Source organism: Geomonas sp. (assembly GCF_035254065.1).
Taxonomy (GTDB): Bacteria; Desulfobacterota; Desulfuromonadia; order Geobacterales; family Geobacteraceae; genus Geomonas.
In genome coordinates, this window is sequence record NZ_DATFBA010000275.1 from 1 (window position 1) to 13145 (window position 13145).

At 62.5% G+C, this 13145-nt stretch carries 11 protein-coding genes and 1 pseudogene; 6 read left to right on the plus strand and 6 right to left on the minus strand.

What is annotated here, in order from left to right; all coding sequences use genetic code 11:
- From VJ604_RS12585 to VJ604_RS12595, 3 genes are all read left to right on the plus strand, one after another.
- The coding region (locus VJ604_RS12585; RefSeq protein WP_324083010.1) for a sensor histidine kinase at positions 1–581 on the plus strand (581 nt) is incomplete at its 5' end.
- A 228-nt stretch (positions 582–809) separates the two neighbouring features.
- On the plus strand, positions 810–4055 hold the full coding sequence (locus VJ604_RS12590) for a YhdP family protein (protein WP_324083012.1): 3246 nt from the start codon (positions 810–812) through the stop codon (positions 4053–4055).
- 169 nt (positions 4056–4224) lie between these two features.
- Positions 4225–4659 (plus strand): hypothetical protein, encoded by a 435-nt coding sequence (locus VJ604_RS12595; protein ID WP_324083014.1) that lies wholly within the window; start codon positions 4225–4227, stop codon positions 4657–4659.
- A gap of 114 nt (positions 4660–4773) precedes the next feature.
- Here VJ604_RS12595 and VJ604_RS12600 read toward each other — a convergent pair whose 3' ends face one another.
- From VJ604_RS12600 to cdaA, 3 genes are all read right to left on the minus strand, one after another.
- On the minus strand, positions 4774–6438 hold the full coding sequence (locus VJ604_RS12600) for a B12-binding domain-containing radical SAM protein (protein WP_324083016.1): 1665 nt from the start codon (positions 6436–6438) through the stop codon (positions 4774–4776).
- A gap of 247 nt (positions 6439–6685) precedes the next feature.
- The gene (locus VJ604_RS12605; protein ID WP_324083018.1) at positions 6686–7720 is read right to left on the minus strand and encodes a C40 family peptidase; all 1035 of its coding nucleotides are present in this window, start codon (positions 7718–7720) and stop codon (positions 6686–6688) included.
- 196 nt (positions 7721–7916) lie between these two features.
- Positions 7917–9089: a diadenylate cyclase CdaA gene (gene cdaA / locus VJ604_RS12610; RefSeq protein WP_324083020.1), complete on the minus strand. Its 1173-nt coding sequence runs from the start codon at positions 9087–9089 to the stop codon at positions 7917–7919.
- Between the two features lie 136 nt (positions 9090–9225).
- Here cdaA and ubiE point away from each other — a divergent pair, with 136 nt between their 5' ends.
- Positions 9226–9933 (plus strand): bifunctional demethylmenaquinone methyltransferase/2-methoxy-6-polyprenyl-1,4-benzoquinol methylase UbiE, encoded by a 708-nt coding sequence (gene ubiE / locus VJ604_RS12615; RefSeq protein ID WP_324083022.1) that lies wholly within the window; start codon positions 9226–9228, stop codon positions 9931–9933.
- Positions 9934–10020: 87 nt separating this feature from the next.
- On the opposite strand, the gene VJ604_RS12620 is transcribed toward ubiE, so the two are convergent.
- From VJ604_RS12620 to VJ604_RS19305, 3 genes and pseudogenes are all read right to left on the minus strand, one after another.
- Positions 10021–10596: a class I SAM-dependent methyltransferase gene (locus tag VJ604_RS12620; RefSeq protein WP_324083024.1), complete on the minus strand. Its 576-nt coding sequence runs from the start codon at positions 10594–10596 to the stop codon at positions 10021–10023.
- Between the two features lie 126 nt (positions 10597–10722).
- Complete coding sequence (locus VJ604_RS12625; RefSeq protein ID WP_324083026.1) at positions 10723–10935, minus strand: type II toxin-antitoxin system HicB family antitoxin; 213 nt, start codon at positions 10933–10935, stop codon at positions 10723–10725.
- Between the two features lies 1 nt (position 10936).
- A pseudogene (locus VJ604_RS19305) lies at positions 10937–11130 on the minus strand (type II toxin-antitoxin system HicA family toxin).
- 116 nt (positions 11131–11246) lie between these two features.
- Between VJ604_RS19305 and VJ604_RS12630 the strand changes: the two are divergent.
- Positions 11247–11510 carry a hypothetical protein gene (locus VJ604_RS12630; RefSeq protein WP_324083028.1) on the plus strand — a complete coding sequence of 88 codons (264 nt, stop codon included), beginning with the start codon at positions 11247–11249 and terminating at the stop codon, positions 11508–11510.
- 88 nt (positions 11511–11598) lie between these two features.
- A partial coding sequence (locus VJ604_RS12635) for an AMP-dependent synthetase/ligase (protein ID WP_324083030.1) occupies positions 11599–13145 on the plus strand: 1547 nt, incomplete at its 3' end.

Genomic DNA, 13145 nt, shown 5'->3' on the forward strand with positions numbered 1-13145 from the left:
AGCGCTACCTCGCCCGCTTCGAGGGGGAGGAGAAGGTCTTCGACGAGTGCACCAACATGATCATCAAGTCGGTCGACGAACTGAAGGGTCTGGTGGACGAGTTCTCCAACTTCGCCCGCATGCCGGCCGCCGTGCTATCCCCCAACGACCTGAACGGCCTGTTGAAGGAGGCGCTCACCCTCTACGTCGAGGCGCACCGCCGGATCGCCTTCCAGCTCTCCACCGACGACCTGATGCCCCCCATCATGCTGGACCGGGACCAGATCAAGCGGGTGCTGATCAACCTGTTGGACAACGCGGTGGCCGCCATCGAGGGAGAGGGGGAGATCCAGCTCTCCAGCTCCTACGACAAGGTGCTCAAGATGGCGACCATCACCGTCGCCGACACCGGGCACGGCATCTCCCCGGAGGACCGGCCGCGGCTGTTCGAGCCCTACTTCTCCAGGAAGAAGAGCGGGACCGGCCTGGGGCTGGCCATCGTCAACACCATCATCAGCGACCACCACGGCTTCATCAGGGCCAAGGAGAACGCCCCCCGGGGGAGCCGCTTCATCATCGAGCTCCCGGCGGACGCCGCCTAGCGGCAAAGCGTTACCGGTTAGCAAAATGCCCCCGCAACGGCTCCCATAAAAAGGGGGAGGGGGGATTGATTCTGATGCTACTCAAAGTCGTGCTTCGACAAGCTCAGCATGAACGGCCCAACCCAGCATGAACGGATCCAACCAGCGCCGTTCGCCCTGAGCCTGTCGAAGGGCAATAAACTACCTTCTGCGCAAGCGTCTTTCACCTGACTCGCGGACACCATACCCATGAGCAAAAAGCTTAGAACCTGGCTGTTGCCGACCCTGCTGACCCTCGTCTCCATCCTGGTGATCGGCGCCAGCCTCTCGCTTCGCTACCTCGACCTGGACACCTACAAGGAGCAGATCGTGGCGCAGGTGAGAAGCGCCCTCAAGCGGGACATCCGCTACTCTTCCGGCGACTTCTCCTTCCGCTTCGGCCCATCCTTCACCTTCTACGACATCGTCATCAAGGAGAAAAACGGGGTAGACGATTTCGTCAAGGCCGACCGGCTGACCCTCCGCATCGCCCTGCTGCCGCTTTTGCGCCAGGAGTTCGTGCTCGCCCGCATGCAGCTCGCGCGCCCGGTGCTGCAGCTCTCCCGGGACCGCGACGGCGTCTTCAACATCGCCGACCTCCTCACTCCTGCCGCCCCCCCCACTCCCGCTGCTGCTCCCCCAAGCATCGGCGCCATCCAGCTCGAGAACGCGCAGGTCCGCTTCACCGACCTCGCCGTCGCCCCGACCCCGGTGGTCACCGAGCTGTCCAACACCGACCTCTACCTGAGCCGGCTGACCCGCGGCAAGGATTGCGACTTCGAAGTGAAAGGCTCGCTGATGGCGGGGGCCCGCAAGGTGCCGCTCCTGCTGGCCGGGGTGGCCAAGCTCCCCAAAGCGGGTGCTCCCTGGAGCGGCTGCCAGATCACCGGGCGGGTACGCACCGGCGGCCTCGACACGGCGCACTTCTGGCCCTACTACGGGCGCTTCCTCCCCTTCCAGAACCTGGCGGGCCTCGTCTCGCTGGAGGCGACCTTCAAGGGGCGCCCCACCGCCTTCAAGAGCAAGGCGGAGGTCGGCATCACCGGGCTGAACCTGGACTACCCGAAGGTCTTCCACGCGAGGCTCACCCCCAAATCGGTGAAAGCCTCCTGCGAGATCGAGCTCAACGACAAGAAGCTGGAGTTCGACCATGTGAAGCTGAACGTGGACGGCTTGGCCGTGCAGGGGAGCTGCCGGCTCTCCGACCTGCACGGCAAGGACATGCGCATCACCGCCAAGGCCACCACCAACCGCTTCAACCTGCGCGAGTACCGGCAGTTCATCCCCTACGGCATCATCGTGAAAGACACCGCCGACTTCATCGAGCAGAAGGTCACCGGCGGCTTCTACCGGCTGGAAGACGGGCGGCTGGACGGCACGGTCAGCCAGATCCTGCACATGGAGCGCGGCCACAACTACGACATCCTCTACGTAAAAGCGCACGTGGAGGAAGGGGTGGTCGCCTACGGCAACGGCTTCCCGGTCTGCAGCGACATCAAGGGGGAGCTGTACCTGGCCGGTAAGGATTTCATCCTGAAGGGGATGCACGGCACCTTCGGCAGCTCTCCGATGGCGCTGGAGGGGCGCATCACCGACTACCCCCTCGACACCCCCTGCCGCTACCTGTTCACCGCCAATGTGCGCGCCAAACAGCAGGAAGCGGCCTGGGTGCTGGGCAAGCAACGGGACCGCCGCTTCCACTTCGGGGACGGCGCGCTGTTGCGGGTGACTGGCGAGGGGGGCACCTCCGCCTACAACGTCACCGCCGCCGGCGATCTGACCCCCGTGGCCTACACGCTGCCGGAACTGATCAGCAAGCCGCAGGGACGCCCCAACGCCGTCTCCGTCAAGGTCACCTTCGGAAAGCAGGACTTCCGGATCACTGCCCTCAACTACAGCCTCTCCTCCCTGGCGCTGTCGGCCACCTCGGTGAGCGGCTACGACGGGCCGGTGAGTCTGGACCTGAAGACCAATCAGTTCCAGTGCGGAGATATCGCGCCCCTCACGCCGGCTTTGGCGAGGTTCCACCCGGCCGGCAAGCTGCAGGCGCAGCTGCACGGCAGCGGGCCGGGGCTCGATCGCTTGAGCTGGTCAGGGACGGTGGGCTTTGCCGGCGTCTCGCTCAAGGCGGCTGACAAGGTCCGGCCCCTCTCCGACATCAACGGCACCCTGAAGGTGGGCGGGGAGAACCTGGAGAGTTCGCAGTTCACCGCCAAGGTGGGCTCCTCCACCATCAGCGGGCACGGCACCCTGAGCGGCTTGAAGAGCCCGGTCGTCACCTTGGTCTTCACCTCGCCGGCCCTGGACCTGGCGGACCTCGGGCTCACCGGGGGACGGGGGCCGCTGCACATCGACCGGGTACAGGGGAGCGTCTCCTTCAACAAGGAGAGGGACTACCTGCAGATCAGCGCCCTCTCCGGCACCATCGGGCACAGCACGATGCAGCTGAAGGGGGTCCTGCAGGAGCTGCAGCACCCGCGCATGGATCTCGCGGTCACCGCCTCCCACCTCGAGCTGGAAGACATCACCCCGCTGTTCGGCTCTTCGGGAGGTGGCAGCGGCACCGGCGCGAGCAGCACCGGCGCGGCCGGCGGCCCGACTCTCAACGGGAAGATCCACCTCTTCGCAGCCGAAGGAAAGGCCAAGGATATCCCCTTCCAGCGGCTGAGGACGGTGGTCATGCTGGAGGAGAACATCCTCTACCTGCAGCCCCTGGAATGCTCCACCGCCGAGGGAGATCTCACCGGCAAGGTACGCATAGATTTCGGCTCGGGCGCCACCCGCTACCAGGCGAGCTGGAACCTTGAGCGGGCCTCCGCCGAGAAGGTGGCCCACATGCTGGGGGTGAAGAAACAGGAGATCACCGGCACCCTCACCCTGCGGGGCGACCTGACCGCCAAGGGGGATAGCTCAGCCGACTGGAAGAGAACGGCACTGGGAGCGGTGTCGCTGAAGATCGAGCATGGCACCCTGAAGCAGTTCGCCACCCTCTCCAAGATCTTCTCCATCCTGAACGTGTCGCAGCTCTTCAAGCTCAAGCTGCCGGACATGGTGTCGGGGGGGATGCCCTACAACAAGATCACCGGCGACTTCGCCGTCCGGGATGGCGCCCTTTCCACCCAGAACCTCTTCCTGGACAGCAACGCCATGAACCTCTCCGCGGTGGGCAAACTGGACATGGTGCGCGACGAGCTCGACCTGAAGATCGGGGTGCAGCCGCTGCAGACGGTGGACAAGGTGGTGAGCAGGATACCGATCGTGGGCTGGATCCTGACCGGCAAGGAGCACTCGCTGGTGACCACCTACTTCGAGGCCAAGGGGAAGATCGAGGATCCGCAGGTCAAGGCCATCCCGGTCAAGACCCTCGCCAAGGGGGTGCTGAACATCTTCAAGAGGGTCTTTGAGCTGCCGGGTCGGCTGATCACCGACACCGGCGAGGTCATGATCGGCAACTGACTCCTTTCCCCCCTCCCCCTCCGGGAGAGGGGCGGGGGTGAGGGAAGTCACGCAATTATCCCATTCTCTCGGACCATTGACATAGGAATTTTTATATTGTCAAGCCAGAAAAACGGTGCTATTTTGTGCGTCGGCTAAAAGCTTAAATTTATCCAACTCGGAGGACACTGTGAAGAAGACTTTGGTTGTCATGTTGGCAATCGTTGCCATTGCAGCAGCTGGCTGCAAGAAGAAGGAAGAAGCACCCCAGGCAGGCGCTCCCGAAGCGGCAGCACCCGCAGGACAGCCCGGTGCAGCCCCCGGTGCAGCCCCTGGTGCGGTCCCCGGTGGCAATCCCCATGCCGGCCTGAAGCCGCAGGAGATCAAGCCCGGTGCCGGCCACAAAGGCAAGGTAATCGAGACCATGGACTCCGGCGGGTATACCTATGTCCAGGTCGACGAGAACGGCCAGAAGCTGTGGGTCGCCGCCATGCAGACCCCGGTTAAAGTGGGCGACACCGTGGAATTCCCGGACTCCCCGCCGATGATCAACTTCCAGAGCAAGACCCTCAAGCGTACCTTCGACAAGATCATCTTCGCTCCGGGCCTCGCCGTCAACAAGTAAGCCGTTTTCGGCAGTCGATAAAAAAAGGGTGCAGCCTGACGGCCGCACCCTTTTTTTTGCTCACAGTTCCCGGGGACAGCACCCCATGGAGAACCTGCCGTCCGGCCCCGGCTTTCAGCCGCCTGCCGCAGCCAGCCCCTCGCGCGCGGACTCGTCGGAAGGCTCCAGCTTCAGGGCCTGCTTAAAATGCCTGCGCGCCGCGGCGGCATCGCCCTCCGCCAGGGCGATCTCCCCCAGGGCGACCAGCGCGGGGAGGTGGTTCGGCACGAGCGTCAACACCTTCGCGTAGCTCTCCCTGGCGGCAAAGAATTCCCCCATCCTCGCCTGCATCCCACCTGCCAGCAGATATCCCCACGGGTTCTTCGGCTCCTTGCGCTGCATACCCTTGTACAGCGCCAGGGCGCCCGGCCAGTTGTCATCCTGCTCCAGCGCTTCGCCGGCCAGCATCTCGGTCACGAAACAGTAGCCCAGCAAGGCCCGCTGCCGATCGAAGTCCCCGGCCCGGTAGGCCCCTTTGCGACCGGTCCGCAGCAAGGTCTTCAGCATGGTTTCCCGGCTCCGCTCCACGAAGGGGTCCTTGCGAACCAGGAAGCCCTCACCTTCTTTTCGTTCGAAGAGGTCGGAGGGGACCACCCGCTCGTGCACGGCGTCGTCGAAGAGCCGGGTTCCCGGATAATAGACCAGCGGGGAGACCTGGCCGTCCTGCGGCTTGATCTTCTCTATCAGCCGCAGGGTCTGCCGCAGGTCCTCCTCCCCCTCTCCCGGGATGCCGGTGATCAGGTACACCGACAGGTTGATCCCCACCTTGCGCACCGCCGCAGCGGCGCGCTCCACGTCGGCCGGAAGGATCCGCTTGCCGAGCGCCTTCAGCATGGCGGGGGAGCCCGACTCGACTCCGAACTGGATGCACTCGCAGCCGGCAAGCTTCATGGCGGCCAGCATCTCCTCGTCGACCGCATTGACGCGGGACTGGCAGTTCCAGGCCAGGTGCAGCTGCTGTTCGCGCATCAACCGGCAGATCTCCAGCACCCGCCGCTTGTCGGCCGTGAAGGTGTCATCCCGGAAGGAGAAATAAACCAGGCCGTAGCGCTCCTTCAGCATGCGAAGCTCGCCCACCACCGAAGCAGGGGAACGGAAGCGGACACCCCGCCCCCAGAAGAGCGGGGAGGAGCAGAAGAGGCAGCTCGCCGGGCAACCGCGGGAGGTGATCACGAACTCGAGCTGGCGCCGGTAATCCACCCCATAGCTCAGGGAGGTCTCCAGCCCGGGGAGCGGCAGGGAATCCAGGTCGCCGATGGGGGCGCGCGGCGGTCCGCACACGGCCTTGCCGTCCTTCAGGAGGGCGATGCCCGCCACCTGGGCAAGATCCCCTCCCTCCCCCAAGATCTCCAGGAGCTCCACCAGAGTCGACTCTCCCTCACCGATCACCACTGCGTCCACCTCGGGATGCGCCGGGAGGATCTCTTGCCAGGAATGGGTGGCATGCGGGCCGCCCAGCACCACGAAGCAGCGCGGGTCCAGCTCCTTCGCCAGCCGGGCAAGCGCAAGCGATTCCTCCCGGTTGTGGGTGAACTGGGAGATGCCGACCACCTGAGGACGGAGCTTCTTCATCAACTCCCGCACCTTCCGCCAGGAGTGAGCGGACAGGTTGGCGAGGGTCACCTGGTGGCCGGCTTTGCGTGCAACCGCGTCCAGGGTGAGGAGTCCCGCCGGCAGCAGGGAGGTGAAGGGATCGGAGGCGCCTTCAGGATGGCATTTGTAGGTCAGAAGAAGGTTCATGGTAACTCGCAGGATAGCTCTGTTTTCTCATTTCCACCACCTCCAACCGTCCACTCTAGCGACAGGAGAGGATACGGGAAGTTGGCACGGAGATGTGAGGCCTCCCTCACCCCTGCCCTCTCCCGCAGGGAGGGGGGCGCTGGCAGAGGGGGATACAGATAATACACCGCCCCCTTGGGGCGCACACAAAAAAAATCCGGCCCCAAAAGGGCCGGATTGGTTGGTTCGTTGTCGCTACGACGGTTTACTAGTTGCTCACGCTGCTGCCGATGCCCAGGGTGTCGTTTTGCTGCAGCTCGTCGGGGTTCTCCTCTTCCACACCGAGGATCAGGTCATCCAGCTTGAAGACGTCGGGGTTCACCTTGGTGATCCGCTTGGCGCCCAAGAACCGGGAGCGGTAGTAGGCGGTGTTCATGGGGGAGATGACCACCCGGTGGTCGCGGGAGGAGGCGTGGATCATCTTGTTGTTGCCGAGGTAGATCCCGACGTGGGACGCGTAGGACGCGTAGGTGCTGAAGAAGATCAAATCACCCTTCTGCAGGTCGCCAGGGGCCACCACCTTGCCCACCTCGAACTGCTCGCGGGCGGTGCGGGGGAGAGAAACCTCGAGCTCACGGAACACCTTCTGCACGAAACTGGAGCAGTCGATGCCGCTGATGCGGGAGGTGCCGCCGAAGCGGTAACGGGTGCCCAGGAAACCGTAGGCCGATTTCTTCAGTTCCTTGATGCTGTCGACCTTCAGCTCCGCGCTCTGCCTCAGGTCCACCTGCCGCTCCCCGGTGATATCCTCGGTCAGCTCCTGCAGGCTCTGCTCATAATCCTTCTCGGAGAAGAGGTCGCCGTGGCGAAGCTGCAGCTTCTTGGCCACCTTGGGATGCGACTCTTCCACCGGTGCGGCTTCCCTCAGAACGAGCACCTTGCCCGGCTTCACCTTGTTGCCGCTCAGACCGTTCAGCCTCTTGAGCTCGGCCACCGACACGCCGCTCTTCTTGGCGATGCGGGCCAGGCTGTCGCCCCTCTTCGCCTTGTAGGTGGCGCCGGAGGCGACGGAGGAGGAGGCTGCGATCGTGCGGGGAGGAATGACCAGCACCGTGCGGGGCTTCAACTTGTTACCGACCAAATTGTTGGCGGATTTGAGTTCTTCGACGGTGACGTGGTACTTCTTGGCGAGGCTATAAACGGTTTCGTTCTTCTTTACGTGATGGGTCTTGGATGCTAAGGCGAGGGAAGGGAAGGAAAGGACGAGAAGGCATAAGGCTAGCAGCTTCAGTCTATATGTCATGAACCCTCCTTCATGTGTTTTAGAAAAAGAGATAGGCCGGTCTATTTATATAACGGTTGTTTTACTAATGTCAAGCTTTTATAGCCTAGAAATACTGGCAAAGGCCGTCGAGGCGCCGCAAAAGGGGTGCCATGGAGGGGCGATCGAACCGCAATCCAGCGCCTGGCGCGGCTGCAGGAAATCAGCAGGAAATTTGTCAGCGTACCCTGGAACTCTCCTTGCGTGTTTTACGTTCGGTGGAGAACCAGATTTTGGAACGCTCCATGCTGGTGACGACCACGCCGGGAGGAAGCTTGATGTCCTCCTTCCTGATCGCCACGGTATTGCCACCCTCCTTGACCCCCGAGAGATCGAGATCGATGACGACATCGAGGTCCTTGGGAGAGGCGACCAGATTGGAGAACGCCTTCAGCTGGAGGTCTACCCCCTCCGGATAACTGCGAGGGGAGATGGTCAGATTGTCGGGAAGGTTATGGAACTTGATGGGTGCGGTGACGGTAAGGATCGCTCCCTGCCGGTAGGTGATGAGCGACCAGCAGATGAAAACCAGGGCAAAGACGGCGAGCTTGGGCCAGAAGTTGGAAAAGAGCCGCGCCTTGAGCCCCACCCGCTGCGACTCCCGGGACAGGGGGAGCAGCAATGAGGAAAGCTTTTCATGCAGTTCGGCCTGCGACCCCATCTTCTCCAACTCGCCGCCCAGGGCCAGCGAGACCTCGCCGCGCTCCTCCGAAACGATTACCACCACCGCATCAGAGCGCTCCGACAGGCCGAGACCGGCACGGTGACGGGTGCCGAAATGCTGGGGGACATCAGGGCTCACCGAGAGGGGTAGATGACAGGAGGCGCGGGCGACCCGGCCGTCCTTGATCAGCACCGCTCCGTCGTGCAGGGGAGAGGTGGGAACGAAGATGCTCTGCAGCAGTTGGCCGCTCACCAGGGAGTCCAGGGAAACGCCGTGCAGGATGAAATCGTCGAGCACTTCTTCACGCTGGAAGACGGTAAGAGCGCCGATGCGCTGGGAGGCGAGGGTGAAGATGGCGGAGGAGAATTCCAGCAGGTCCACCCGTAGCGAGGTCTCCTGCCGGTCAAACAGCTTGCGCAAAAGGCTCAGCCGGTAAAGGGCCTGCCGGATCTCGGCCTGGAAGACCACGATGAGCAGCACCAGCAGCACAGTCCCCAGTTCCTGCAGGATCCAGCTGGTCATGAAAAGGCCCATGCTCTTGGTGACCACGTAGAGGGCGCCCAGGAAGAGCAGGCCGAACAGCACCTGGAGGGCCCTGGTGTTCTTGAACCAGGTATAGAGCTGGTAGACCAGGAAGGTCATGATCAGGATATCGGCGATATCCTGGGGCCGGAAATACGGTACCACGCTGCCGCCTCCTAAAAATCGGTTTTTACTGGCAAGCTGCGCCGCTTTATGCTAATAAACTACCCTTAAACATCAGCAAGCTGCTGGCAAGAACCGAGAATTTATAGCATTTCGAGGATTAAAAAGGTAGGAAAATATGTACGCATTGTCGGAAAAGGGTGAACGGATTCGCGCCATGTTCGGGAGCATCGCCCCGCGCTATGACTTCCTGAACAGAGTGCTGTCCTTGGGGATCGACCGGCGCTGGCGCCGGTTCGCGGTAGGCAAAATCGCCGTTTCGGGCCCGGGACGCGTGCTCGACGTGGCGACCGGCACCGGCGACGTGGCCCTGGAGATCGCCTCCCAGACCCCCGACTCCGTCCAGATCGTGGGCGCCGACTTCTGCAAGGAGATGGTCGATCTCGGCAAGGTGAAGGTGGAGAACTCCCGCTACGCCGGCCGCATCACCTTCCAGGTGGCCCCCTGCGAGGAGCTCCCCTTCGAGGACAAGAGCTTCGACGCCGCCACCATCGCCTTCGGCATCAGGAACGTGGTCGACCGCAGCAAGGGGCTTTCCGAGATGTACCGGGTGCTCAAGGACGGCGGCCGGATGGTCATCCTGGAATTCTCCACCCCGACCTCGCCGGTGTTCAAGAGCCTGTACCTCTTCTACTTCCTGAAGGTGCTCCCGTCGATCGGCGGCCTCTTCTCGAAGCAGAGCGCCTACCAGTATCTCCCCGATTCCGTGCTCGAGTTCCCCTCGCGCGACAAGTTCAAGTCGATGATGACCGAGGTCGGCTTCACCAACGTGCGCCACTTTGATCTCACCGGCGGCATCGCCACCGTCTACCTCGGCATCCGCTAGCGAACCTCCCATTCCCCGCTTGTTACTCCCCTCGCCCCCCCTTGGGGGAGAGGGGCAGGGGCGAGGGATCATTTCGCCAATTCTCCGTCACACACCCTTCTTCTGGAAAATCACGCGCGCCACCGGCATCTCGATCCCCGGCTCCTCCGCCGACTCCAGTATCCTCCCCTCATACTGCGAAAAGATCTGCAATAACTCTCCCGGCTGCAGCAGGAACTCCGCGCTGTGCGTCCCTATTATATTGGGACCGTTGAGGATGGTCTCCATCACGATGACGCCACCCGGCGACAGGGCCTCGACCATCTCCGGGATCAGGGGGCGCAGCAGGAAGTTGAAATTCAGGATGACGTCGTAACTCCCCTGCAGATGGCACTCCTCCAGGTCGGCCTGAATGAAATTGACGGTCAGCCCCAGCTCGCCAGCACGCTGCCGCCCCCTCTCCAGCCCCAGTTCCGCAATGTCGACCCCGTCTACCTCGAATCCGCGCCCCGCCAGGAAGATGGCGTTGCGCCCCTCGCCGCAAGCGATGTCCAGCGCCCTCCGGCCGGGCACCAGCGACTCCACCAGTTCGATGCAATTCGCCAGAGCGCGCGACGGGGTCAAAGAAAAGAAGTACCCGCTCCCGCTGTAGCGCTCATTCCATTTGATGCGGTCTTTTTCCATTACCAGCCTTTTCGTTTAAGGATGTACTCCAACCGGTCCTCAGCTGTCCGAACCAGGCAGCGACAGAAGCGGTCACAAGAGACTTCTCGATGAATGAAGGATTGATTGAGGTGGGGAGTAAGAGTACTAGGCGACCGCCATGTATTCTGCAGAAGATTTGCTTTCGGGCACTTCCAAATGGTCCTCCAAAAGGCCCTGCACGTGAAGCTTAATGGCGGATTGCATGTTCTTCTTAGTCTCTTCCCGCGTCTCCCCTGTCGCGATACATCCGGGGAGATCCGGAGCATAGGCAGAGAAACCGGTCGAGGTCTTTTCAATAACGACTAGATATCGGTACATGTCAGTCTCCCTTCTCGATCTGCGCCTGCTTCCGAATGCTGTTCAGTGTTCCCGGCGAAATCTCGTCCCTTAAATGGCCCGCAATGGTCACCCTGCCGGCCTTGAAGGATGCTTGTACTGGCGGTGACTTCCCCGCGTGACGACCAGGTACCAGCCATCGCTCTCGATCATCCTGACAACGTCACGGGCTTTCATCACGGAAGGTTAGCACAATTCGGAAACAGTGTCGACGGCGCATCCGCCTGCACCTTCTTCGACATTTTCTGTCGCACTCCCATGGTTTACTACAGAAAAACCAAAGGAGGTGCACCATGATCTACCTTACCAACGACGCATTGGACCAGGCCGTTTACTTCGATCTGCGCAGCAGGGAACCGCACAGGAAAGGGAGGCTCGTTGAGCAGGTGTACTCGGGGCTTCTTGGTAACGGCGTGCACGAGGTTGACGTCACCCTCAAGAAACGCCGCGGCACCCTGGAGGTCGCCTTCGGCAAGAGCGAACTCTTCCGCTTCATCGAGGAGGACGACCTGCGCCGTTTGCTCGGCGAGGCGCTCAAGGGGAACACCATGCACTGACAATCGCGGCCAAAGCGGCGCCTACCGTGGCAGCCGATGGAAATTCCTGATATAACTATCTCTATTCCATCCCCGGCAGGAGCTGCCAGTGCAAACGATCGACTCCTACTTGAAAACCCGCTGCGAAGCTTTCCGCCAGAGGATCGCCCTGCGCCAGAAGATCGCCGGACAGTGGCGCGAAACGAGCTATCGCGAGCTCTGGAAAAGCGCGGGCAAGATCGCCTCGGGCCTGCACAAGCTTGGCTTTCGCCCGGGTGACCACGCGGCGCTGCTCGCCCCCTCCTCCACCCGCTGGGTGGAGAGCTACCTCGGCATCCTGCGGGCGGGCGGGGTGGCGGTCCCGGTGGACAAGGAGCTGAAAAGCTCGGAGCTGCGCCACATCCTGGTCGACTGCGAGGCGAAGGTCATCTTCACCGAGGAGTCGTTCCTCGACCCCCTCATCGACACCCTCCCGGCGCTACGCAGCCTGCAAAGCATCGTCATACTGCACCCCGCACGGCACCAAGCCGCGGATGCCGGGGTGTCCAAAGCCCTTGAGGCCCTGCAGACGGAATGGCAGGAGCTCATCAAGAACTATGAGATTCCACAGGAAGCGGTGGCGAGGATGGAGATCCTGGCAAGCCAGGTCCACCGGCTGGTCGACTCGGGCCACGCCAAGGGAACGGAGCAACAGGCCAGCGTCCTCTCTCCGATCACCCCGTCTGCCGGCCGCGACGACAGGATCACCACCTTCGAGGCGATAGCGCTGGACCAGCCACCGCCCCCGTCGACGCGCCGGCCAACCGACACAGCCGTCATCCTGTACACCTCCGGCACCACCGGGCGCTCGAAGGGTGCCATGCTCTCCCACGCCAACATCGTCTCCAACCTGCAGGGCGCCGCCTACCACTTCAGCCTCGACGACAGCATGCATACTCTCTCCTTCCTCCCCATCAATCATGTCTTCGAGCAGGTGGCGGGAGTGTTGCTGCCTCTTTCGGTTGGAGGGACCGTCTCCTTCGCCGAGTCCATCAAGAAACTGGGGGAGAACCTGGCGGAGGTGAAGCCGACCTTCCTGCTCGGCGTCCCCGCCGTCTACCGGATGATCCTCGACCGCATCATGAAGAACGTGCAGGGGAACAAGGTGTCGCGCCTGCTCTACTCCCTGCCGGTCACCCGGCCGCTGGTCTGCGCCAAGGTAAAGAAGGCCTTCGGGGCAGGCACCATGTTCATCAGCGGGGGGGCCGCCCTCGACCCCGCCATCGCCAAGGGGCTCCTCTCCTTCGGTATCCCGGTCTTCCAGGGGTACGGCATCACCGAAACCTCCCCGGTCATCTCTGCCGAATCTCCCGGCCATACCAGGCTCGGCACGGTCGGCAAGCTCTTCCCGGACGTCCAGATCCGCATCGACAACCGCAACGACGAGCAGATCGGCGAGATCGTGGTGAAGGGGCCCAACGTCATGCAGGGGTATTACAAGAACCCGGAGGCGACCGCCGAGGTCCTGCAGGACGGCTGGTACCGGACCGGCGACCTCGGCCGGCTGGACCCGGACGGCTACCTCTCCATCTGCGGACGCGTGAAAAACCTGATCGTCACCCCCAACGGCAAGAACGTCTACCCCGAGGAGGTCGAGAACGAGCTCCTGAAAAGCAG